The organism is Bacillus sp. FJAT-28004, from assembly GCF_001280845.1.
Classification (GTDB): domain Bacteria; phylum Bacillota; class Bacilli; order Paenibacillales; family Paenibacillaceae; genus Pristimantibacillus.
Window position 1 is genome coordinate 2727823 of sequence record NZ_LGHP01000001.1, and the last position, 24036, is coordinate 2751858.

Annotated in this window: 19 protein-coding genes and 1 pseudogene; 3 read left to right on the forward strand and 17 right to left on the reverse strand. The window is 40.2% G+C overall.

The window, feature by feature from the left end; genetic code table 11:
• Nucleotides 1-68: 68 nt before the first annotated feature.
• The 4 genes from AC787_RS11875 to AC787_RS11890 form a co-directional block, all read right to left on the reverse strand.
• Nucleotides 69-392, reverse strand: a complete 324-nt coding sequence (locus AC787_RS11875) for an L-rhamnose mutarotase (protein ID WP_054024980.1) — start codon at nt 390-392, stop codon at nt 69-71.
• Between the two features lie 165 nt (nt 393-557).
• Nucleotides 558-5972 (reverse strand): glycoside hydrolase domain-containing protein, encoded by a 5415-nt coding sequence (locus AC787_RS11880; protein WP_054024981.1) that lies wholly within the window; start codon nt 5970-5972, stop codon nt 558-560.
• Nucleotides 5973-6185: 213 nt separating this feature from the next.
• On the reverse strand, nt 6186-7895 hold the full coding sequence (locus AC787_RS11885) for a sensor histidine kinase (RefSeq protein WP_054024982.1): 1710 nt from the start codon (nt 7893-7895) through the stop codon (nt 6186-6188).
• Nucleotides 7892-9463: a response regulator transcription factor gene (locus AC787_RS11890; protein WP_054024983.1), complete on the reverse strand. Its 1572-nt coding sequence runs from the start codon at nt 9461-9463 to the stop codon at nt 7892-7894. The genes AC787_RS11885 and AC787_RS11890 overlap by 4 nt, the downstream gene beginning before the upstream one ends.
• Nucleotides 9464-9708: 245 nt before the next feature.
• Here AC787_RS11890 and AC787_RS11895 point away from each other — a divergent pair, with 245 nt between their 5' ends.
• The 3 genes from AC787_RS11895 (at nt 9709) to AC787_RS11905 (ending at nt 12817) form a co-directional block, all read left to right on the forward strand.
• Entirely contained in the window at nt 9709-11028 is a 1320-nt protein-coding gene (locus AC787_RS11895; protein WP_054024984.1) for an ABC transporter substrate-binding protein, read from the forward strand.
• Nucleotides 11029-11096: 68 nt separating this feature from the next.
• The gene (locus AC787_RS11900; protein WP_054024985.1) at nt 11097-11984 is read left to right on the forward strand and encodes a carbohydrate ABC transporter permease; all 888 of its coding nucleotides are present in this window, start codon (nt 11097-11099) and stop codon (nt 11982-11984) included.
• A 2-nt stretch (nt 11985-11986) separates the two neighbouring features.
• A complete protein-coding gene (locus tag AC787_RS11905) occupies nt 11987-12817 on the forward strand; it encodes a carbohydrate ABC transporter permease (protein WP_054024986.1) in 831 nt (276 codons plus the stop codon).
• 925 nt (nt 12818-13742) lie between these two features.
• On the opposite strand, the pseudogene AC787_RS34770 reads toward AC787_RS11905, so the two are convergent.
• From AC787_RS34770 to AC787_RS11965, 13 genes and pseudogenes are all read right to left on the reverse strand, one after another.
• Nucleotides 13743-14036, reverse strand: a pseudogene (locus AC787_RS34770) (transposase); the annotation flags it as partial.
• 24 nt (nt 14037-14060) lie between these two features.
• Complete coding sequence (locus tag AC787_RS34775) at nt 14061-14555, reverse strand: IS110 family transposase (protein ID WP_235560955.1); 495 nt, start codon at nt 14553-14555, stop codon at nt 14061-14063.
• Between the two features lie 131 nt (nt 14556-14686).
• Nucleotides 14687-15223, reverse strand: coding sequence for a GrpB family protein (locus AC787_RS11925; protein WP_054024989.1), 537 nt, complete (start codon nt 15221-15223; stop codon nt 14687-14689).
• A 152-nt stretch (nt 15224-15375) separates the two neighbouring features.
• On the reverse strand, nt 15376-17013 hold the full coding sequence (locus AC787_RS11930; RefSeq protein WP_054024990.1) for a S8 family serine peptidase: 1638 nt from the start codon (nt 17011-17013) through the stop codon (nt 15376-15378).
• Nucleotides 17014-17328: 315 nt separating this feature from the next.
• Nucleotides 17329-17760, reverse strand: coding sequence for a hypothetical protein (locus AC787_RS11935; RefSeq protein ID WP_054024991.1), 432 nt, complete (start codon nt 17758-17760; stop codon nt 17329-17331).
• A 157-nt stretch (nt 17761-17917) separates the two neighbouring features.
• Nucleotides 17918-18904: a phosphotransferase family protein gene (locus AC787_RS11940; protein ID WP_054024992.1), complete on the reverse strand. Its 987-nt coding sequence runs from the start codon at nt 18902-18904 to the stop codon at nt 17918-17920.
• A gap of 249 nt (nt 18905-19153) precedes the next feature.
• On the reverse strand, nt 19154-19354 hold the full coding sequence (locus AC787_RS11945) for a hypothetical protein (RefSeq protein ID WP_054024993.1): 201 nt from the start codon (nt 19352-19354) through the stop codon (nt 19154-19156).
• Nucleotides 19355-19481: 127 nt separating this feature from the next.
• A complete protein-coding gene (locus tag AC787_RS11950; RefSeq protein WP_054024994.1) occupies nt 19482-20504 on the reverse strand; it encodes a hypothetical protein in 1023 nt (340 codons plus the stop codon).
• A 139-nt stretch (nt 20505-20643) separates the two neighbouring features.
• The gene (locus AC787_RS34080; RefSeq protein ID WP_161807531.1) at nt 20644-20808 is read right to left on the reverse strand and encodes a hypothetical protein; all 165 of its coding nucleotides are present in this window, start codon (nt 20806-20808) and stop codon (nt 20644-20646) included.
• Between the two features lie 774 nt (nt 20809-21582).
• Nucleotides 21583-21957, reverse strand: a complete 375-nt coding sequence (locus AC787_RS11955; protein WP_054024995.1) for a hypothetical protein — start codon at nt 21955-21957, stop codon at nt 21583-21585.
• Nucleotides 21958-22134: 177 nt separating this feature from the next.
• A complete protein-coding gene (locus AC787_RS11960; protein ID WP_054024996.1) occupies nt 22135-22551 on the reverse strand; it encodes a hypothetical protein in 417 nt (138 codons plus the stop codon).
• 51 nt (nt 22552-22602) lie between these two features.
• The gene (locus AC787_RS34085) at nt 22603-22770 is read right to left on the reverse strand and encodes a hypothetical protein (RefSeq protein WP_161807532.1); all 168 of its coding nucleotides are present in this window, start codon (nt 22768-22770) and stop codon (nt 22603-22605) included.
• Between the two features lie 240 nt (nt 22771-23010).
• On the reverse strand, nt 23011-23778 hold the full coding sequence (locus AC787_RS11965; RefSeq protein ID WP_054024997.1) for a nucleotidyltransferase domain-containing protein: 768 nt from the start codon (nt 23776-23778) through the stop codon (nt 23011-23013).
• Nucleotides 23779-24036 lie beyond the last annotated feature (258 nt).

The following is a 24036-nucleotide window of genomic DNA, read 5'->3' on the forward strand; positions in this document are numbered from 1 at the left end:
ATTGTCGAAGACTTTCCTCAAATTCTTTTAACTCAATCACTCTATGTAGTTAAGTTTGAAGAAACGCCCTAATCCATATGAAATACTTCCTCCATTGTCGCCCACCATTCTCCTTCCGAAGCGGAATCAACTGGTTCCTGACACGGATCAGTTAGTTTCCACCACGCTTGCGTGTTCGGGTCAGCAGCCATATTAGCCATATCTTTCTCGAAGTCTTGTCCCGTGTATTCCAAGTAACTAAAGAGATTCCCATCTCGGTAGTATATAGAGTAATTTTGGATGTTACATTCTTTTAACCGATTTAAGACTTCAGGCCATGCTGCCGCGTGTAATGCTTTGTATTCGGCTAACCTATCCATTTTCACCTTAATGATCCATCCGTATCTTTTCATTGTCATCCCTCTTTGACTCATATCGTCCATTTCGTCATTCGTTATTTTATTAGGTAAATTAATTTGTAAAGGCTCTACTTAGGATGTCCCCAAGCAAGTCCTATATTGGATTGTTCTATCGTCTCAACGAAAACTCCCTATATAGGACTTTTGGGGTTAACATGCTTACTGTAAAACTCTATTGAGCAAAGCTGCTGCTTCGGCACGGGAAGAGATACCGCTCGGAACGAATTTGTTTGAATCGCGTCCATTAATAAAATGAAGTGCCGCCGCCGCTCTTACTGAATCAAGCGCCCAGGCTGCCACAGCGGATTCGTCTGTGAAGAATGAAGCCGTATTTCCGTTCAACTTGACGTCTTTCAAGATCACATACGCCCGCATCATCATGGTGACCATTTCTTCACGTTTGATTCTCGCATTGGGATCGAAAGTCGTTGTGCTTGTTCCTTTAATAATGCCTGCTTTGACAGCTATGGAAACAGCATCTTCGTACCAGGCACCCTTCGACACATCCGTAAATTTCGATTCGCCTACTGATGTCAGATTCAATGCTTTGACAAGCATCGCTGTAAATTCGGCCCGTGTGATGGAACGCTCTGGCTCGAACATTGCCGCACTAGTACCGTCAATAATGTGCTTCGCCGCTAACTGTTCGATCGCATCAGCCGCCCAATGAGTGGACTTAACATCGGTAAATGATTTCTTGAATTCGAGCATCGCATATTTGCTGAAATGGTGAATATTAGCGACCCATTCTCCGTTAATAAACGTGCCTCGCACATATTCCAGCGAACCATTGTCAGCCAAGTAGTAAATGCCAGTCAGTTTTGGATTTAAGGAAGGATCCACTTTGAATCGAATCGTCATCGGCTTATCGAAGCTGCTCAAGCTTGTCACTTTACCATCTTTCCCGACAATCGATAAGCTAAAATTGATCACTTTGCCAGAAAGTTTAATTTGTGCAAGTGTGGAAGATTGGCTTATCGCTAGAAGGTTGTTAGCATCGGATTCGGATAAGGGAGTCATGATCAACTCTATCTTGCTGTTTTGTTTATCTTCTGCGGACAATTTATCTACCAACTGTTTAAGCAATTCAGCAGGTACATCCAACGTGAATGGACCCATTTGAATAACTAATTGATTATGTCCGAGCAGTTCGGCTGCATTAGCAGGAAGTACAATTTTCTCTTTATCTTTGGCTATGATCGTCACAACTCCGTTGGAAGCTGTAGAGGTAAGGTCTTCCGTTTTCACTATAAGTGTATTTCCATTGACTGTACCACTGCCACCACCAGTAGAAGGGTTATTGTCCCCTCCACCAGTGTCCTTTGGCTTAAACGTAACATTGATCATATGGTCGGCAGTTACTTTGGCAACCGTATAGACGTTGGCCGTCACCGATACGTCGGTGCCGTCTAAACTCACCTTGTCGATTTCGTATCCAGCGTTCGGATTGAATGTAAAAGTTTGATCAGCACCCTCATCGACTACAACGGCGCCGTTAGGGCTGATCGTTCCGTTTTCCCCCGCACTCGCTGTGATCGTATGTGTCTGGTTACCACCACCAGTGTCCTTTGGCTTAAACGTAACATTGATCATATGGTCGGCAGTTACGTTGGTTACCGTATAGACGTTGGCGGTCACTGACACGTCGGTACCGTTTACCCACAACTTGTCGATTTCGTATCCATTGTTCGGATTGAATGTAAAGGTTTGATCAGCACCCTCATCGACTACAACGGCGCCGTTAGGGCTGATCGTTCCGTTTTCCCCCGCACTCGCTGTGATCGTATGTGTCTTAGCACCAATCTCACCATTTTCCCGAAGGTTATAGAGCTCAAGCTCATACAAAGCGTACATGCCCCACGTCGTATAGTTCGCATCATTGATCTGTATTCTCAGCTTCATTGCGTCCTTTATTGTAGGAATATTGGCAAAGGTGTACTCCATGACGTTGTCATCTACGCTGCTTTTCCATTGGATCGGTACCCCATTCGCTATGGTTTCAAAGTTTACTCCGTCTGTAGAAGCCTGAACATCAATATTGGAAATACCCTGGAGTAATCCAGAAGTTGTGGCCATGACGATGGTGTTAAAGGTTTGCGGCTGTTCCCAAGTAAGATTAATCTGATGCGGAAATTGATGATTGGCTCGTAAACTCGCGAACATGGTACCATAACTGCCGTCAACCATATTCGAAACACCATAGCCGCTATTATCTTCCCTTGCAGCTGATGCTGTAATAGTAGAATAGCTTCTGGCAATATTGGTGCCGGGTTCATTCACATTGCCTTTCAGAATGTTCAACGTGTAGAGCATTGACGTCGTCCCGTCGCTTGCGGTGGACTTGATATGAACCATGCTTTTACCGATTGGAATATCAATCGCCTGCGCCGTGTTATTGTCGACGGTCTTTCCGTTGATCTGCAGCGTACCCGCTTCATCCGAAAGTGTTGCCGTAATCGCGATGGTGTTTACATCATTAGGAATCATTACCGGGTAGGTCGTCGTGCTGTTGTCAAACGTAAAGGAAGGAACATTAGAGATTGCTAAATTTCTTAGCGTTCCATCTGCTACAGGACTAATCTCTCCGTTGTCTGGAAGGTTATAAAGCTCAAGCTCATATAAAGCGTATATGCCCCAATACGTATTGTTAGCGTCATTGACCCGTATCCTCAGCTTCAGCGCGTCATTAACTGTAGGGATATTGGCATACGTGTATTCCATTTTGTTGTCGTCTGTGCTGCTATTCCATTGAATCGGTACCCGCTTCGCAATCGTTGTCCAATTCGTTCCATCCGAAGTAGCCTCAACGTCAATATCCGTTATACCCTGTAATAACCCTGATGGCGTGGCCATGACAATCGTATTAAAGGTCATCTGTTGATCCCAAGTAAGATTGATCTCATGTGGGAACGGGTGGGTGTTAGTATACCCGCTAATACTAGCAAACATGGAACCGTAACTGCCGTCAACCATATTCGAAACGCCATAGCCGCTACTGTCTTCCCTGGCAGCTGTTGCTGTAATAGCTGAATAACTTCTCGCAATATTGGTGGTCGGTTGATTCACATTGCCTTTGAGAAAGTTCAAAGTATATAGTCTCGTGGTTTCCCCATCACTTGCGGTAGACCGAATATGGATCTTACTTTTACCTGTAGGGATGTTGAATGTAAGCCTCTTACCGCTGCCAATACGTTGTCCGTTGACCTCCAGGGTTCCATTTGCATCCGAAAGCGTTGGCGTAATGGAGAATACGTTAACATCATTGGGAACAATAACTTGGTAATTAATATTGTTCTTATTAAAATGAAACGAAGGTGAGTTAGTCAGGTCCAAACTTTGCAGCGTTCCGTCATAGATCTGCTGTCCTTCATACATGCTTACTCGAAAGCCGTCAACGAAAAGGTTTTTGTCTTCCAGGTTCACTACCTTGATCGTGTGCTTGCCTGCTGATAAATTATGATTGCTGTATACCGATATCGAATCGAGTTGAACCTTCTCATATAGATCTATAATTACCGGAGCGGAATCGTCGATGTATACGGCAATTTTACCGGAGTATTCATTTTTCTCTGCAATAAGATCGATTCCGGACCCTGTAAATGTATAGGTCAAATAATCTTCCGCTTTCAATGTGGCTTGCACACCGCCCATATAAGCGTATTTCCGGCTTTTTGCAAACCATTCACCGTTAAAGGTGATCTCGCCGGTCGCGTTATCGGTCATGAATGTCATAGGTACATCTTGACCATCGTAGGGACTTCTTGGCACGGGAATTGCACCCACAGGTTCTCCGGCAGCAGCTTTAACCAGATAATTATGAAGCATTCTGATATATTCAGGGTCAATGGTATATTTTCTCGGATCAGACGGGCTAACAGCGCTGTCAGCTATACGTTTTGCAAGATCAGGATTGGTTTGTTTGAGTTGATGCATCAGTTCGTAATCCTCAAGTCCGTCTCTTTGGGCCTCGTAGCGCAGCGAGCTCTTAACCGTCATATTATCCTTATCCGGATATACGATCGTGGAATCGCCATAATGAGGGACATACCATACGTTCCATCCCCAATGCAAGTGCCCTTTAACATCGTCTTGACTAAGATTCCAGAATAACAGCCTGCCAGTCATAGTGGGCTGTGTCCAGTGTCTGTTCAACCACGGAGCCGGATTAGCATCGCAAGTATACACCCACAAGTCTTTGCCTGCCGCTTGCTCCGTTTTATAAAAATCCTTATTGTAATGAAAAACCGGCGTTAACGGGACCCAAACATCCACATAGGGTTTGATGGCTTCGTTCATTAAAGTACCGCCCGCATCAGCGTCCAATGTTTTGAAATCCGGAACGATTTCTTTTACTTTTCTAGCGATATACGTCATATAGTTTATAGTGCTAGAACCGCTCGGTTCGTCCTTAGTATGCTGATACCAAGTGAAGCCATTAACGTTAAGCCAACCTTTATCCTCTAAATGATCGTGCAATGCCGTCAAGTAGTTAGTAAGATAAGCGTCTGTTACAGGTAGTGAATTGGGTTCGGGTATTGACGTTAACCATGGATCTTGGGGATTATCTTTGTTTGGCCTTTCGCTTTGCGGCATTTGTCCTAATGCATGGATCAAGTGAATGTTCGCAAAATGAGTAATCCCTCTATCCATAAAGGTTTGAACATATCGATCGAACAAAGACCAGTCGATATCTTTAGGTATCCCGTCTTTAAAAGACACCATTTTGGTACCATTTGCATTTAATAATAAGTCTGTACGAACCCAAATCATGTTCTGGCGATAGTCGCTCATGGTTTTGGCGAAATTATCCATAAGCTCAAACCATTCATCGCTATACGTCTCCACTCCGTAATAATACTGACCAACGTCATAACTATTCTGAGTTAAAGGATCATCAACATTCTCAGGTGGATTACCTCCAATCATAAAACCATTCGTCATCGCCCACTGATAATTAACGAAATTAGCTTCAGAGGTTTGAGGGATTTCAACGTTAGATACCTCAACGTTAATAGGTACTTGATAATCGCCTAAAGTCGTTTTCACTGTAACCATACCTTGATAAAGGCCAGGAGCAGCACCGGCTGGAACATAATTCGTTATTAAAATGGGTTGAGTTGAATTTACCGCCACATCTATAGATGGCTCGTTGGACAGCGGGTCGGGGATTGCTGATAAGGGATAGATTTGCGCGCCTACCAAATCCGGCCAATATTGATTGGGTTGCACGGTATCTTTAAGTTCGTATTCCGCAAAATGATAGCTTAAGTTGCTGTTTGAGATCGTATTGCCAGAAGATACAAGATCGGAAAATTCAACTCCAGTAATCTCAAAATCGCTATTGCTTCTTATCGCAATTTGCTCATTTTCGTATTCGTTTCTAGCTGAGACAAGATCAATGCTTTTCCCAGGATTTGCGGGGATCGTACTGGTCCTATATACGGCTTTCAATGCATTGACCACCCACACGTCCAGTTGGCTGCTGTTAGCATGGACACGAGGAACATTGTCCTGAAGAAAGAAGCTTGTTAGAATCAAAAAGCAGATCATTTTACACATTGTTCGTTTGAACATAGATCAACAATCCTCTCATTCTTTTTTTTTATTTCAGAAACCATCTTTTGAAGCGCTTACAGAGGTAGTTGACAACGCCGTCTGTTCACATATACATTGTATTATCATTTGAAACCCTGCAAAATAACAGTATTTTTTGAAATCTAACAGATTTCGATTAGAAACAAAAAAAGGGCCGTGCTCTTATGAGCATTGACCCTTTTTTGATCATGACTATTGTTCACTTATGTGACGATACTGTGGTATGCGTACGATAACTGAAGTGCCAATCCCGGATTGACTATGAATTAAAATCCCGTATTCGGATCCAAATAAGAGCTGTAATCTTTCTTGAACATTTTTAATGCCATAACCAGCACTTTCATGTTCAAGAATACGCTCAATCTTATACGGTTCCATACCGACGCCATTATCCTCCACGACAAAAACAATATCCTCACCGTCGAGATTTGCCCGCAGGATGAGTTTACCTCGACCCTCCCGCTTAAGATCGATGCCATGCATAATCGAGTTTTCAACAATCGGCTGCAAAATCAAATGGATCATTTCAAATTGAAATACCTTGTCGTCCACATCAAATTCTACGTCAAACCTTTTATTGTGCATTGCTAATTGAATATGTATGTACGCTTGGACGTTTGTCCATTCATCTTGAATCGAAATAATCTGCTTCCCTTTATTTAAAGTCGTTCTGTAATAACTAGATAGATGATTCACCAAGTCACTAATTTCTTGGGCATCGATACGCAGCGCTTTTGAATTAATTAAAGATAAAGAATTGTATAGAAAATGGGGATTAATCTGAGCTTGTAGCGCTTTCAGTTCGGCAGACTTTTGCGTGATTTTTGTTTGATATACCTCCGAAATGAGCTGATTAATTTGTTTAAGCATAGAACCGAATCGATTGGTAAGCTGCCCGATTTCATCTTTGGAATTCGCTGATACAACAATAGTAAGATCACCGTCTTCCACCATCTTCATTTTGGTGTTTAATTTCTCGATTCCTTTTAACAGCGTTTCTGAGAACAAGAAGATAATAATACTGAGGAAAACCATGCAGATGAGTACAATGATTCCCGTCGCGCTTAAAATATTGCCAATGCCTGTTTTGTGCTGATTGTCGGGAACCATATAATGCAGTATCCAATCGGTTTGAGGAATATCTTTGTTTACAACTAAATAGGATTCGCCACCTAATCTTACTTTTGAAGTACCCTTCCTTGAAAGTGATTGAAGTTGAACATCATCCATTTGCCCAACATGCTCTGATAATACGGGCCGATTCTGTCTATCGGTGATGATGATGCCATTCCCACCATTCACCCTACCAATGAAATCGCCGAAGATCTTATTGTAATCAAACCTGACATAAAGTACTGCGCTCACGGTTTGAAACTCGATATTGTAAATCACTCTTGTGGCAAACAACTCTCCATCTTCGAACCACCACTTCGTTGTATCACTGCCCTTAGTCACTTGATACCAATCCTTATCCCTAGCTACTGAAGAAGGAGTCATGAAGTTTCCTACTTCAGATTGATGAATCTCGGAGTACAACATAATCTCATTCATATCCCTAACCATATACATCAAGTTAAAAAAAATAGGTTCAATTTTATCATTCAGCATCATAAGTTGTGTGTACAAATCCAGATTCGGGTTACTCATCAACTCAATAACCGTAGGATGGAAAACTATCGATTTTATTGACACATCCTGCCTCTGAAGTCGGTAACTGATCTCTAGTGTGACCTTCTTCGCCTCGTTATCCGCGCTTTGCAAAAACTGGCTTTCCAATGAAGATTTAGAGTTATGGTAGGCATACAAGCCCAGTACAATGGTTGGCAGGAAGATGACAATCACATAAGAAAGCAATAATTTCTGGCGCAGGCGGAGATTACGGATAAATTTGAGTAGAGTCACCTCCGCCCACCCACCTCACGATATTGAACAGGAGTCAAGCCATTATATTGCTTAAACATTAAATTAAAATAGGAAGTGTTCGTGAATCCAACTGTACTGGCAATATCAACAACTTTAATCGTTGAATCTCGCAGCAACTCCTTCGCTCGCTCCATACGAACGGCTGTAATATATTTGACTAGGTTTTGACCTGTACTTTTTTTAAACAAAAAACTTAAATAACTTGGCGATAAAAAGACGCGATTGGCTAAATAGGCGACCCCAATATCACTTCCGTATTCCATCTGGATGAGTGTCTGAACATCTTCAATCACTTTGCGGCATTGATCATCTGTCGCCGTTTCGATTTGCAGCAAATGCTCCTGGAAAACGGATAAAATGACTTGCCTCAACTCAGTAATCGAATTGCATAGTGCGATTCGCTCAAAACCATTCTTTAGTAAATTGCTGTTTCTTTTGCCTTGAGACTCTACTATTTTCTTTAATATTTCTGTAAATAATAACTTGGCATACATAGAACTAAAGCGCTTACCACTGCGCATACTCGCAATAAGAAACTCTATACGATGCTCAAGTGTACGATATTCATTTCGTGCAATTGAAGTATAAATATCCTTCAGCATAAGCTCTAACGATTCGTCGTCTATATGGTCATGAATGCTTTCATCTTCTTTGGAACAAACGACACTGCTTTCCATAAAAAACCGAAAATTCATTAACTCTTCCATTTGGGTGAACTCGTCATGAAGTCCCTCTAGCTTATCAACCGGACTACCAACAATAATGAAACTTCGCCGATCGAAGCGAGTCTCAAGCCATTCTTTAACCCAATCCCCATAAACCATAAGCTCTTGCAGGTTATCGCTGTTCTTTGAAGCTGGATCAATAGCGACTAGCATGATGCTTTGATACTCATTCATATTTAAAAAAAGCATCTCTTGTTTACAAGTCGATTGAAGAAATTCGAACACTTCTGTATGATGTTGATCAAAAAAACGATTTTGCAATCCAATCATAATCATATACATCCGCATATTTACCAGATCGTTTAGGCCTGCAAAAGCTGCCCGTTCCTCGTAATGGACGTCACTCTCACGACCTTGAAGGAGATCAAACAGGAGCTTCTCTTTCTCATACGCCACTCCTTTATGAAAACCTTTGATCAGCAGCTCATCTTTCTCCCTCTGAAGTCGTTCGTCCTCTAGTATAGCGATTATGGATTGGAACATTTTGAGGAATTCCTTCACATCGATCGGCTTCAACATATAATTAACCGTTCCAAGCTGAATCGCTTTTTGTGCATATTCAAATTCCCCGTAAGCACTGTAAATAAGCACCTTAAGGTCCGGAAGGACTACTTTTGCCTGCTTAATTAACTCTAGACCGTCCATGAATGGCATGCGAATATCCGTGAATAACAGATCTACATGATGGCCCCTTATATATTCCAGAGCTACTTCCCCATCATTGGCCTGAGCAACAGAAAATGGTAGAGCATGCTTATGAATAAGCCATTCTATGGCTTCGATTTCTGCTTGTTGATCATCGACGACTAATATATGATACATATTTCCCTCCCTGTCTGTTCAATCGATGGCTATTCACTCACCTCTTGAGGATACTCACTACAATCCAAAGCATAGCACACTGGACATTCCAATTCATACCATTGTATTAAATCACATTCTTTAGTTCTTACTTCCAAATGAATTCTGTTAGGTTTCGCAAAAATCTGTTATTTCGATGAAAATGACATTTATACTACAATGATAAATGTATTGAGAAACAAACTATCTATTTGGGAGGTCTTTGTATGAAGAGAACATGGATAATCTCCGCTATCGCTATACTCGCCTTCACGATCCTATTTACAGGCTGCGGTAAGAACAGTACGGAGAATAGCAGCACAAAGGGAAATGCAACAGCGAAGGATACAACCGAAACGAAAGAAACTCAGGATCCAGAACCAGTAAAGAAAGTGAAAGTCAGATTATCGTATTGGAACAAAGAAGACAGTGTAAAGACACTACTGCAATTATTCAAAGATAAACTTCCCGATGTAGATGTGGAGTATCAGTTCATCGATAACAAGACTTACGCAGATGTCATCAAAACACAACTTGCAGCAGGCGAGGGTCCTGACATTATCGGTGGAATAATTGATGCTAATACGGTCAAAACAGGTTACTTCGAAGATTTAACAGAACGCTACGCTAGCAAGTATCATGAAACCGGCACGTCCACGGTAACATTTGATAATAAACTGTACGGGTTGCCGCAAGCGAGTTGGTTTAACGGGGTTTTCTATAACGTTGAACTATTCACCAAATATAACTTGAAAGTACCAACAACGCTTGATGAGTACTTCCAAGTAGCGGATGTGCTGAAGAAGAATGGCATCAAACCCCAAGCGATCGGTCTAAAGAATCCTAACGTAGCGGGCCAGTCCTTCCTTGGTTTGGCATTAAATGATTTTATCGGCACAGAAGAAGGGAAAAAATGGAATGACGATTTTGGTAAAGGAACCGCGAAAATAGCCGATGCGCTGGAGCCTGCTTTGACGACATGGACTGAATACTTGAAACACGGTGTCTTCACCAAAGATATGCTTGGGCTTGAAGAAGAACAAGCCATTGACGAGTTTACAAGCGGCAAGGCAGCTATGTTCCAAGCAGGGCCTTGGTACATGGAAACCTTTAAACAAAAAGCGCCAAACATGAAGATTGATATGTTCCCGAACCTGGGCACAAAAGGCGGTCCGGGATGGATGGTCGGTGGTCCAGGAGTATCGTTTGGTTTGAATGCGAAGTCCGAAGTCAAAGATGCGGCGTACAAGGTGCTTGATCTGTTATCCACACCAGAAGGTCAGAATGCTTACTGGGCCGATAATAAAGGCGGTTCATCTTTCTTGAAAGGCGTTACTTTTGAAATGCCAGCTGAGTATAACGGTGCTCAAGAAGCTTTCAAGGCGGGTAATGTCATGTTCCCTGTTAATAATTGGGGCGTAGCTTTTGCTGCTTTCACAGATCTGGGAAAAGGTATTCAAGAACTCGTAGCCGGTATCAAAACGCCTCATCAAGTGCTAGAAGCGGTAGACAAGAAAGCAACTGAACTGCTGGAGAAATCTAAATAGGCCGTATAAAATACAAGGGGCAAAGCGATTTGCCTCTTGTACATCCTATATGCTAAAGGTTGTTACACATGAACAAACCAAACATTTTCAAACGAGAGATCAATTATGTTTTGCTTCTGCTTCCTGCCTTACTTATTTATTGTACCTTTTTCATATTTCCGACGTTAAAGACCGCTTTATACAGCTTTACAAACTGGTCGGACGTGCATCCGACTGCTGTCAAATTTGTTGGTCTAGACAATTATATCGCTTTATTTAAAGATTCAATCTATTTGACAGGTATTAGAAACACTTTAATCTATGCGGTACTCGCGATGCTTGGACAGAATGTACTAGCCATTCCATTAGCGGTGTTTCTCAATAAAAAATTAAAAACAAAAAATCTGCTGCGAGCTGCGTTATTCCTTCCTGCGGTGTTCAGCGTATTGGTTATCGGTTTTCTCTGGAATTTTATGTACTCACCCTCCGACTTTGGCTTAATTAATCAGCTTGTAGTCGCTCTTGGCTTTGAACGCATCAATTTTCTCGGCGATCCTCATCTTGCACTTTATTCGGTCATCATTGTCTCCGTATGGCAGTGGGTTGGTTACACAATGGTTATTTATTTGGCCAACTTGCAGAGCATCTCAACAGATTATTACGAAGCGGCGAAGATTGACAGAGCGAGTGGGCTGCAAATGTTCCGCTATATCACACTTCCTCTACTGCTTCCGGCGATCACTTTCAACACGGTTATGGGGATGATAAACGGCATGAAGGTATTTGATATTGTTTATGCCTTGACTGGTGGTGGTCCGGGGTATTCTACGGAAACGATCGTATCACTCATGCTGAAGAAAGGGCTCAGTGAAGGGTTCTATAGCTACGGAGCCGCATTCGGTATCGTCTTCGTTATCCTCGTAGGCATCATCACCTTTATTCATATTTCACTAATCAAGATGTGGGAGCGGCGGTAATCATGAATCGATATACTAAGGAAACTGCTGTCACGGAAATTCTTATGCTCGTCTTAGCGGCGATTTTTATGATCCCAGTTTACTACTTGATCATCACGACATTTAAGACGCCAGCTGATGCGGTCTCTCATCCGTTGGGCCTTCCAGTTAACATCACGTTCGACAATTACATTCGTGCCTTTAAGGCAATGAACTATTTACATGTGTTAGGAAACAACCTTATCATTACGATTTCCTCCGTTGCGGGTATTGCAATATTTTCTTCGATGGCTGCTTACAGCTTGATACGACGCACTAATCATTTCAGTCGGATCGTGTTCCTTTTATTCATGGTTGGGATGATGGTACCGTACCAAATGGGGATCTTAGCACTGTATAAACAGGTATCCCAGCTTGGGCTTATGAATACCTTCACTGGCATTATTCTAATAGAAATTTGTTACAGCCTTCCGTTCTCTATCTTTTTAATTAAAAGCTTTATCAGTTCTACCGTTCCATTTGAACTGGAAGAAGCAGCAAGAGTAGATGGCTGTGGGGTTTGGAGAACATTCTGGCAGATTGTGTTCCCGTTGCTTACGCCGGTAATGGCCACTGTAGCTATTTTGAATACACTTGCTGTGTGGAATGATTTCATGACGCCATTGTTGTTCTTGCAATCCCGTTCAAAGGGTGTATTGCTCTTAGAAGTATTCCGCAACATTGGGCAATTCTCGACCGACTGGACGAATTTCTTCCCGATGATGCTCCTGGCGGTTGCACCACTTATTCTGTTCTACATTTTCATGCAAAAATATATCATTAACGGCATCACATCCGGCTCGCTAAAGGGATAGGAGCTTAAAGCTTTGTAAGAGAAAGCTTTGAAGCTGAATACTTCTAATCCTAGATTGTGCGCCTGAGACGAATACATGAAAAACCTTAAATCACATGGAGCAAGGTCTCATGTATTCGTCTTTTTCGCGTGCGTAGCCTGAAGGTGCAAATGAAGATATTATCTGCGAATTCCAAATTACACTAAATAGATGGATATACACTTTTTAGCGATTTTATTTTGTAGTCTATTTTGGGTTTATTGCGAAAATAGCCGAACACGTGATAAATAGCTTATCAGCAATCGGTATACAATCTTGCTCTTTTTCGGCATTCGGTACTTAATCTTGTCATCCAACACTTACGTGTATGGCTTGTGTCACAATCAAACTAATAGTCCACAATCACCTGCGTAGGTTGATGTCGGTTAACAAGTCTGTTATTAATTTCAAACAAAGGTTGATCTTCAGTAATGAAGATCAACCTTTGTTTGAAACGATTTCTTTTGTTGATTTAGAATGAAGTTTGAAAAGCCACCGTTAGTATAAGTATACAAATTCACAAACTTAGTTACTCTTGCATTGCATATAAAATCAGACAATTCACTACAGGAATGTTGCCCTTTAATAACATCAGAAGTACGAATCTTTATAATGAAGAATCAACTATTTTTGATGAATGAATTAATTCATTTAGTAACCATATCAACCCTATTTGTGCATATATACCCCTGATATCTTTCTGGAATTTTTTCAAGGCTTTCTTTTGTATCAAATCCTTCTGACCATTTACCATTTCCCTCTACGATTACGACTCGCGTGTTGACAGACTCCATTCTATCAATAAATTTATTTGGCCAACCCCATAAGTACTTCGCATAATTTAAAGGTAAATGTATCTCCATATTATGCAATTCTTACGGATCAATATACGTGATTGCTACTTAATTTAAGCTGCTTCTACCCATGCAAGGACGGTTTTCTCTGGCGTGAACTTTTCTCCTCGTTGAACAATACCAACTAGAATTCGTGCCAGCTTTCCTATTAACTTAAATATGGATTGCTGCTTTTTCATCTTCTTTTCTTGCACATTACGCTCATGCAAATGGCGGAACACGGGGTTATTCCAAACGAGCTGAACCGTCGCGAGATAGAGATATTTTCGCAAGGCGGAGTCTCCTCGTTTCGAAAGTACCATTCGTCCTTTTCGCTTTCCTGACGTACTTTCAGCCAAATTTAGGCCTGCTTTCCGTAATACCTGACACGTCTATGCGCATACTGGCTTATATCTCCTGTGCCTGCTAGTATGGCCGCGGTGAAGATCTTCCCGAGACCTTTTATGGTGCGAAGCTGCTGCGCCATTTGCGATGACAAGTGCATCTTTGGGGTCGTTCTTTGATGGACTGTTATCTCGATTTTCTTTATTACGCTTCGTCGTAGCAGGCTTAACCATGACCACGTGTAATCCCTTATCTGATAACCAGTTAGCTAGGTTAAACCAGTAATGACCGGTTGGCTCCATGCCGATGATGAGCCTCTTTAATCGATTTTTCTGCTGTAATCCGGTCATCCAGCGGCTTATTTTTTCAAAACCTTCGATAGAATTCGAAAACGAGAGATACCGATTTGAAATGACGATTCCTCGGAAATTCGTGGACTGTGCCACGTGAGTTTCTTTGGCCATGTCAATTCCTACGACGAGATGTGAGGTGGTAATTTGTTCAATCCGTTGATTTTGTGAGTCTGATTGCTTAAACTTCATAGTAAGAGCGCCTCCTTGATGTGTTGTGGGCAAACCCATCATACCGGGGCGCTCCTTTTTGACAATGGCTATTTCTTAGCCTCAACAGGAATGTTTAGTTAAACGGATTGTTCTAATCTAAAGTTTAGTTTTTAATTATTCTTGCATGCAGTTGGTGCGAATCCTAAACTGTCCAAAATTGAATTTACTAACTCCGTTTTTTCATCAGCATACAATAGTTTATCTGTTTGATATGCCTGGGAGAGTTTCACTTTCAACTCTTGATATTCTTTTAGTTCTGCATCATTTGTCAATAAATAATCTCTAAATGCAAATTGCTTTTCTAGATATAAACTGCCTGTTTGGTACATGTGAATTTGTTGAGTTCTTGGCTCACCCTTACTCAAATAATGTCTATCGGGAAGTATGTTTGTTCCTTTATAAGCATATCCAAGTCTTTCTAAGCCGTGGACACATTGATTCCCAAGTTGAAATTCTTTTAATTCAATTGCGATATCAATAATAGGTTTCGCGGATAAGTTTTTCACAGCCGTACTGCCTATATGGTGGACTGCCAAGATAAGTTCGCCAAGTTCATTTTCTATTTGTTTATTCTCCGATGTAAATTCCTTCTCCCACTCTGCCGTCCAAGCGATTAGAAAAACTTTACCTTTGGGTAATCCGAGCATTCATATCACCTCTGCATCGACTTGATAATTTCTATTATAACCCAGTTCATTGAGCATAACTGCTAGTTTGTTGAACAAACCAAAAAGGAGCTGTACCGCAGCTCCTGCACTAAAGTTCGCCGTTAGTTCAAAGTTTGACCATGTTACTATGGTTAGCTTATTTCCAACCAATCTAACCACTTTTGAGCAATACTGAGCCTAATTTGAGTGCTTCGTTCGGAATACCAGCACATTCCTTCCTGCCATTCAGGACTTGAGGAGAATCGAATACCTGTAATTTCCTCAAGCGCCCCCAAGCGTGCTCCGAAGGTAGAAACACTTTTATTTATCGCATCACTCTTTAGAGCTGAAATGATTGGTTTTACGAAGCTACTACTCTTAATTTTTGACGCAAGATTAAGGGAACAATACACAATATCTGAATCTCCATCAGAAAAAAGTGCTATTAAATCACCAGATATCGGCTCCCACAGATCCGGACATTTACTCAGTGTGTATAGAGCTCCCATCCTGACGTAACTGTTTGAATCCATTAATAACTGACTCATTTGGCTACTTTCTACGTGTTGGGGACTGGAAGACAACAGAACAATAGCCGTTGTACGGATACGATATGAAGAATGTCGTAATAATTCTTGCACAAATTTAACTAATTTTTTGGGAATATTCTCTGAAAAAAAAGATAACAATGCCTCCGTTACCAATTCTTCATCATATCCTTTAATCGTCTCTAACCGTTCTTCAACAGTTTTTTGTTTCCAACTATTCCAGCGAGAGAATGGAGTTTCCGTATAATATGGTTTTGGTTCGGGAGCTGAATTTATCGCCGCTGAAACGTCGACTAAACCAGAACGCAACTCTACCCAACTGGGAAGAAATAAACCACTATTTATCATCACTGATTTTACTTGAAATGCTGACCAGTCTGGATGAGCTTCCCAGATACAAGCTGCGGTGCCTAAAATGATTGGTCCAGCAAATGATGTTCCTTCGGTACGTGCATAATCCCTAGGTAGTTCATCTATTGTTGCCGTATAATGATTCATACGCTCTTCTTCTGATTGGAACGGCATTGGCAGAACAATGTTTTCAGCTTGAGCCACTATCTCAGGAACCCATTTATTCTCAAACGTGAAGCCTCTACAGCTATGATAGGTAGAGGAATGTATCATTTCTCCATCATGTGGAACAACAACTCCTCCGACAGATAAAACTGACGGGGAAGCCGCTGGTCCATTACAAGTTAATTCAAGCGTATTTCCTACTGCTGACACCACCAAAAGCCCATCACTAACTAATTCTTCACAAAGTATTCGCACAGGGTCTGCTTGCCAGGGGAGTAATCCGGTATCTCGTGAGGAAGTAACGGTCAACACTACTCCTCGAATATTGTATTTGCGCCAATTTTCTTTTAGCCAAATTAATGCTCCCCCAAACTTTGATTCTATTTCCTCAGAGGTATTAAATCCACCAGTCTCAAGAAGGTATAGATTTGCTTCTGGTGCAGCGCCGGAATAATAACCATTGGAAAGATTACCTGAACCGGCAGCAGCTGCAGCGGCCCAAAGCCCATGCAAACCTTTATTCCAATGTTCCTGCTCCTTATTTGCGACCATTATGGTTGGTACAGGGCTGACTTCTGCGGTTTTTACTAAGAAAGTTCTGCGTCCTACATCGGATGAAATGTCAGGATGATGAGGGAATCGACCGTCAATAATTGCGATGTTAATATTCTTCCCCGTAAGATTACGAGGTATTTTAAGGAAGTCTCTAATTGATGTCCACGCCAACACACTCCACCTCACAATATTATTTGAAGATTACTGCCCTTAGTTTGATAAACAATAAGGAGCAGCTGCCGCGACAAACTACTCTTCATTGTTAAACTAAAGTACCCGTTAGCTTAATGATTTAGCAAATTTCCTTACACCAAAAGAACCCTTTTCGAACGAGGTATTGAACCGAGCGTATGTACCTCGAAGGATATTCCTATTTCGTATCTACACTAATGTTTTCTCACAGCCCACTGCAATTTTCCTCAATACAAAAAGGTTCCGGGTTTCCGGAACCTTAAGGAAAAGTACAATACTCACATGTGGTTTTCATTACTCTGAATTCTTAATCGCTTCTCGTAAGTCTTTTGCCAGATTACCATTAATAATTTCATGACCTAAATGTATTTTTTTATCATCTAAAAAATCAAAACCTTTTTGTTTCTTTGTAGGAGTTAAAGAATAACCTTCTTCCCTATCCCATGAGTATATAACTTTTTTTCCCCCTTTTATCGCTTTTTCATAGCCTTTTACTCCTAAATACTTCTCAAGCGGAGAGATGTCGTTTTCCACGGGAGTTAGAGAATGGCATTTCTGAAATACATATTCAAGCGCTGACTCAATTTGTTCCTCGCTGTTAGGAATTTCAACCTCCTTCACTACATCAATGTTTGCAATAATTCCTCCCCACTTATTAATAATTCCGTTAGCAATCATAATAATTCTTTTACCGTAAACATAAATATCAACTTGTTTGTACTCCATATTGATTTTCCTCATTTCAAAATATGATACACGACCATAACGCCTATTTCTGCTGGGTCATTCAGCTGCGGATCGCAAACTACTCAATGGTGCGTTGAACTAATGTCTCCCGTTAGCTCAATGATTCATGTCAGCATTTAAATACCGAAATCCCACTTCATTTATCCGATAACGGCCCGGCTTCCCCGGCCAGCAGCTTCAAATTCTTCTCGATCTCACCGTCAATCGCCGATCCCCAACCGTCAGGAATTTGCGGTTTATTAATGAGGTGGAGCATGGTGGATATGTCGGCAAGCTTGGACAGCGCATACCACTCCTCGGGCAAAGGCTCTCTCGCCTTACGGTTGTAGCCTTCCTCGAATGCGGCAATGGTATCTGCGCCGATATAGCGCTCGACTTGCGTCCTTGTCCTGAAGAATTTGCCTATGTCATAAAAGACAGGCGCCGCGAAACAGTACTCGTAGTCGATGAAACAAGGCTCCAATGAAGGCGTGACCATAATATTGGAGAAAATGAAATCGCCATGCGAGAACACATGCTTGTCTGCAATCCTCTCTAACAATGCGGCGTGATTCGCCAGGAATTGCATGCACTTCTCTTTCGTTGAAGGTTGAATGTGGGTTCCTGCAAGGCCGTTTAGCAAGGTGTAATATTGGCTCGCGAAGGATTCAAGCTGTTCCGCGATCTGCAAATGCTCGTCTAACAGCGCCATATGCGAATATTCGGTTTGATGCAGCAAGGCAAGTGAGCTGCCGATTCGATGCACGACATGGTCGGGACATCCCTCGTTCTCGGCAATAAAGTCCCCTAGTGTCGAGCCTTCAATAAACACCATGATTAGGTAAGAAAAAGGGATAATCTGCTTGCTATCATCGAAGAAGAAAATCTCAGGGGTGCGAATCTTTGCTTTTGCATACTGATAGGCTGCCGCCTCAATCCCGCTGTGGTCGTTGTTAGCGGGATAAATCCTTAACACATACTTGCTGCCGTTGTCTGTCCGTAAGGCATAATTGCTGGTGCTCATGCCTTTCGTCAAGGGCGAGACTTGGGTAATGCTCGCCTTGGGGTCGAAAGCGGCGAACAGCCTTCTGACCATGTCTTCGTTAACCGCTTGAAAATCAAACAGTCTAGCCGAGTCTATCACCGTAGCCCGCCTCCTAGTCGAATTCTAGGGTCAAATTCATTAACAAATTCTCTAATAGCTAAAAAATCACTCATATATTCCTTGGACAACTTTTTTTTATTAATAACTACCAACCCCCAATGCAAATATTATTCTGAATTTAATGGTACCACATATTGGAACTATCCTGCCCGTTAACTTAATGAAGAAAAGAGCAGCTGCCGTAGCAAACTGCTCTTGTCGAACTATCGTTCTCCGTTAGTGTAATCATTAATGTTCAAACTCATAAGAATCGATTTCCACTATTTCTTTTACATCGCAATAAGCTATGTAGACAGGTTGCCTTCCGATTTCGATCCAAAGTGAATAAATTACAGTACCCAACCGTTTAATATCCGTTAATTCCCCAGCTATTTTAAATCCATTTTCGTAAATAAATCTGTAATGTTTACCTACTTCAATGTTCACCATAACTTAAGCCACCTTTGTGTTCTTGTTTCCCGTTAGCGTAATGAAAAAAGTTAATATTCCTCGTAATGCCCCTCCCGAAGCGCGAAGATGGTGTTATAGGAAGTCAGCGTCTTCATCGAGTCCTCATTTAAAAAGATGTGAGTCTGTATCCCGAATTTATAAGAGTTTTTTCTATCTCTTTATCTACCTTAGCTTTGGTTGTATAGAAACCAAAAATCTTTAATGTTTTAGGAAGTGGTTCATTGATCAGAGAATTGAAATCAATATCGGTTTTATAAATTCTTATTTGGTTTATTGACCTTAAATTCTCAAGTCCAGTCAAGCTATTTAATTGTTTGCAGTTTAATAATTTCAAATCCACTAGTTTATTAAGATTAATTTGCAAGTTAATTTTGAAAATTTGTATCTGATCTTCTATTAACAAATTGCGAAGTCCCATAAATCGATTCAAACTGTCTAAATCACTTAATCCTTTAACTCTTATTATTTCAAGGGTTTCAATATAATTTTCCTTGATTTCATTTATATTTTCCCTGCCACCAAGAATTATTTTAAGTGTTTTAAGTTTTTTTAGTCTGTTTACAAAACTCAATGAAGAACCACTTATAGAATTCAACGATAAGAACTCTAAGTTTACTACATCTCCAATTGAATCTATGTTCCTGGTCTTTCCACTGATGATTAGTGCATTTAATTCCCTGTATTCTTTCAGGTAATCAAGGTTAATCGATTTCTTTGTACCAGAAATTATGAGAACTCTTAGCATCTTGAAGTTCTCAGATTTTAAAATTTCAGGGTTATCCAAATTGAAGATGTCGATACTGACCATCTTAAGCTCTTTCAACGATGTTATAGCTTCCAAGTTCTCTGCATCCTGTAAACAGTCAATATATAGAGATTTGACATTTGGAATCTTTAATAGTTCATTACAATTAAAGGTGGAGTTGTAATGACCAAAAAACCGTATAGCAAAACTATCATCATATTTAATGCATAGCTCATTAAGCTCATCTAAAAGAAGTGAGTTATAGTTTGCTTCAGAGAATTGGACTATTACATGACTCCCCGTCTGAAGCTCATTAGAAATTAACTCTTTATCAATTATTTCAGGATCATTGATTCGAACTTGTCGCTTTAAGAAGTTAATCATATTAACTCCCCTAAAAAGTATTTTAATTCTGATTTGCGTTGATTTCCTATAACGTCTTATTCCGAACTTCACAAATTCTCCGTAACTGAAGTATTCGTGAAGTGATTGAACTATCCTGCCCGTTAGCGTAATAGCGAGATCACTTTTTTTTTCCTTCATAGATAAAACCAAAGACCGAAATAAAAAATCCTGCGATGAGTAAAAAAAACTCCGCACCACCAAGACTGCCCATTGGATAAGCTATGAAAATGCCCGCAAAAATCATCATGCTAATACCTAATAACATTATTTTTATTGATCTCACTGTTTGGCCTCCGTTCTGTAGATTGGATTAGTTCTTACTAACGATTTAGACGATCATCACGAGCAGTTGTTGCATTAATCTCCCAATTAGCTCAATAAAATGAGCAGGCCACCGCAGTGCCTGCTCATCCATGTATATTATTCAACTAACGTTACCCGTTAGCTTAATGAATCGTCTTCCTCGAACCCCCCTTCAATTTCTCTTAAATTATTCTTAATCGTTATATACCTTTGCGATCCTAGTAATAATTCACTATAACAATACATGTATTGTAGGTGATACCTCATATCAAATTTATTTTTGTGATATTTCAATAAATGATCTACATAGTCCGTAAAGAAGAATAAAATATCCTTTGAACGTTTATTGAACTTAATGGTATTCAAATAATTTGATAATTCATTTAGTTTCTTATGAGTATAGACTAAAATACTTTGAATATCTTCTTCCGGTAGCGATTCATACGCTTCTGTTCTTGCTTGCCAATGATCTTCAAAGACTTCTTTATTTTCATGCAAAATGACATGTATTGGTTTGAGTAATTCTAATTCATGTTTAAGTCGTCGAGTCTTGAATAGGTTTCTGATTTTTTAAAATATGAGACATTCCTCATGGATAACGTCATAAGAGTCGCTGTACTCAGCATACTTCCTTCTAATTACGAAGACGAATTTTATTTTTTTCGCATAACTGCCAGTTAGCTTAATAAAATGAGCAGGCCACCTCAGCGCCTGCTCATCCATATGAATTATTCAACTATCGTTCCAGGTTAGTTTAATGTTCTGTTAGATATTTCTTTGCTTTTTCAATATCCTGTGTTTGCAGAACAACTCCATCTTTATTAAGTATAAGATACGTAGGGAATTTTTTTACTCCCAGAGCATCTGCCCATTGTTTAATTCTCTCTTGGTTATAATCCCATAGTTGAACTTGAAATCCTTTTTGCAAATCTGGTAAGGAGTTCTGAAAAAGATTTAGTTCATCCCCTAATTTCCTAACATCTTCTTGGTAATAAAAAACGTGTAGGGAATTTTTCCATTCCTTTGCAGGCAATAAATTCTGAACCACTTCATCTTTGCTTGGATTACATCCAGCAAGTAATAAGCAAGTGCCGAATAAAATCAAGACTACAAAGTATTTTCTAAACAATAACAAACACCTCCAAATATCTATACTTAATTATCAGGAAAATGATGCACCAACTTTTGCGTTATCCTGCCCGTTAGTTGAGAAAACGGCAACCATGGACTTGGCTGCCGTTTCTTCGCGTTTAATAAGCTATCGTTCCCGTTGCTTATATCGAATTTCTTTTGTATCAAACAAACTTCAATGTATATTAATAAATCTGTCGTATAATCCATATTCCATTTCCTTAATCTTAATTCCCATTTCGCCCACTTCTTCAATTCCCCGTATGTTAAATAAATGTTGTGATGTTTGAGTCATTCCAATACATGAAAATCCCCAGTCTTCATTTTGAAGTGCGCTTCTAAGTTGATCTCTGGTCTTTAAATGAGGGTAATACGACATCATTACATCATTCGATTTTCTGCTTTGTATTACTTCAGCCATTATTGTAAATTGATTATTTCTTAGAAAGTATTCAATCGTCTCTTCATCGTATGCCTCTAAAAAAATCAAAACAATTTGGGCATTTATTAGCTTTTCCAAAATATACAGAGGGTCATAATTTAAAAGCTTGAAATACGGTGGTTCCTTTATTACTTTCGGTAATTGTTCCATTATTTTAGTCCTCAATTATCATGAATTTATAAAATTATCTACCAGATGAGATCAATCAAGCCAATGTATCTTTTCTTTTGTTTCGCCAAGTTTGCGTTTCAATTCCTCGATTTCGGCGATTAGGATTTCTTCTTCTGCTATGCGTTTGGCGCGATTTTCCTGAACGATCTGCAGCACGGTCTTTTGATTTGGAAATGGTATCACATTACCATCGGTCATGCGAAACCCCCCCTGTCGTTTCATAGTTTCGAGAAGGGACTGAGTGTCAGAAACGGATCGCGAGGAGCTGTTTTTTTGAACTATCGTTACCCGTTAGCTCAATAGTCTTATGTTTTAATTAGAGTCGCTGCTTATAGTTGTGAGGCTTGCCGAACACCTAACGCAGTGACGTCCCGACGGGCTTAGGGGGCTGGATGTGGTCACTCGCTTCTCAGAGTGACCCGGAGCGTCAATATGGTGTTAGCCGAAGGAAGTTCTGGAAGCAGCCATTGCATTTAAGGCGTTCTCAAAATAGCTATATACTTCATCTGCAATTCCCAGAAACTCTTCAACAAGTACATTACTATCCAAGTAACAAGCATACAGATAATCAACTAAAGCGGAGTCAATCTCACAATAGTTTAATATGGCATTCTTCATCTTAATAATGTCATCTTGCCATACACCTGTATCTTCTAAAACCAAAGAGTATAATGCACGAATTAATCTCTTAGAGTAACCTTTAATATATCTAGTTTTCATTGTGTTATCACTAGCATTAGAAAGTAAACTATGTATACGATCTACTTCCTCCTTGGTCTCTGTATTTAAGTCTAAAATGAACTCTGGAGAAATAATTATCGGTGGTACTTTTTCACCAACGTCATGACCATATATGCAAACACAAATTATCTTTACCCAAAAACCCCACTCATTTGGTTTACTTAATACATCGTCAATCGAGCAAATTATCGTATCAATCTTAGTTACTACTGGATATTCTTCCAAAAGCCTGTCTTTAATATTTGACAATCTTTCGTAATCAATATCTTTGGGATTTACACATACAATAGTAAAGTCTGCATCTGACTTAAAAGGTTTAGCAGTTCCTTTTGGAATCGAGCCACACATATAAATGCTATGAATCTTACCTTTAAATTCGGTAAGTATATTATCTATATACTTATCAACAAAATCCTTATATTCACTTTGTATTACAATTCTATTTATAACTTTTTCTAATATCATATAGACTCCTCCTAAACTAAGAACTTCTTTCGGCTAACGTCTTTTTGCGAACTTCGTAAATTCGTAATGACTTAAGTTATTCGCGAAATCATTCAACTATCCTACCCGTTAGCTCAATGAGCAAAAACAACAATGACGAATAACAGAGCCTTTCAAATAAAAAAAACCACATAAGAAATGTTACGCTGTTGAAGCCGCAACTGTTATTTGTGAAGGTTTCTGATAAATCCTTTTTTCAATCTCAAACTTCTACGGCTA

Coding starts and splice junctions, on each gene's coding strand:
- AC787_RS11890 (WP_054024983.1), bottom strand. CDS start 9,463: ATGTATCATATATTAGTCGTCGATGATCAACAAGCAGAAATCGAAGCC.
- AC787_RS34775 (WP_235560955.1), bottom strand. CDS start 14,555: ATGAAGTTTAAGCAATCAGACTCACAAAATCAACGGATTGAACAAATT.
- AC787_RS11875 (WP_054024980.1), bottom strand. CDS start 392: ATGAAAAGATACGGATGGATCATTAAGGTGAAAATGGATAGGTTAGCC.
- AC787_RS11960 (WP_054024996.1), bottom strand. CDS start 22,551: ATGGAACAATTACCGAAAGTAATAAAGGAACCACCGTATTTCAAGCTT.
- AC787_RS11935 (WP_054024991.1), bottom strand. CDS start 17,760: ATGGAGTACAAACAAGTTGATATTTATGTTTACGGTAAAAGAATTATT.
- AC787_RS11895 (WP_054024984.1), top strand. CDS start 9,709: ATGAAGAGAACATGGATAATCTCCGCTATCGCTATACTCGCCTTCACG.
- AC787_RS11900 (WP_054024985.1), top strand. CDS start 11,097: ATGAACAAACCAAACATTTTCAAACGAGAGATCAATTATGTTTTGCTT.
- AC787_RS11925 (WP_054024989.1), bottom strand. CDS start 15,223: ATGCTCGGATTACCCAAAGGTAAAGTTTTTCTAATCGCTTGGACGGCA.
- AC787_RS11945 (WP_054024993.1), bottom strand. CDS start 19,354: ATGGTGAACATTGAAGTAGGTAAACATTACAGATTTATTTACGAAAAT.
- AC787_RS34085 (WP_161807532.1), bottom strand. CDS start 22,770: ATGACCGATGGTAATGTGATACCATTTCCAAATCAAAAGACCGTGCTG.
- AC787_RS11950 (WP_054024994.1), bottom strand. CDS start 20,504: ATGATTAACTTCTTAAAGCGACAAGTTCGAATCAATGATCCTGAAATA.
- AC787_RS11905 (WP_054024986.1), top strand. CDS start 11,987: ATGAATCGATATACTAAGGAAACTGCTGTCACGGAAATTCTTATGCTC.
- AC787_RS11965 (WP_054024997.1), bottom strand. CDS start 23,778: ATGATATTAGAAAAAGTTATAAATAGAATTGTAATACAAAGTGAATAT.
- AC787_RS11880 (WP_054024981.1), bottom strand. CDS start 5,972: ATGTTCAAACGAACAATGTGTAAAATGATCTGCTTTTTGATTCTAACA.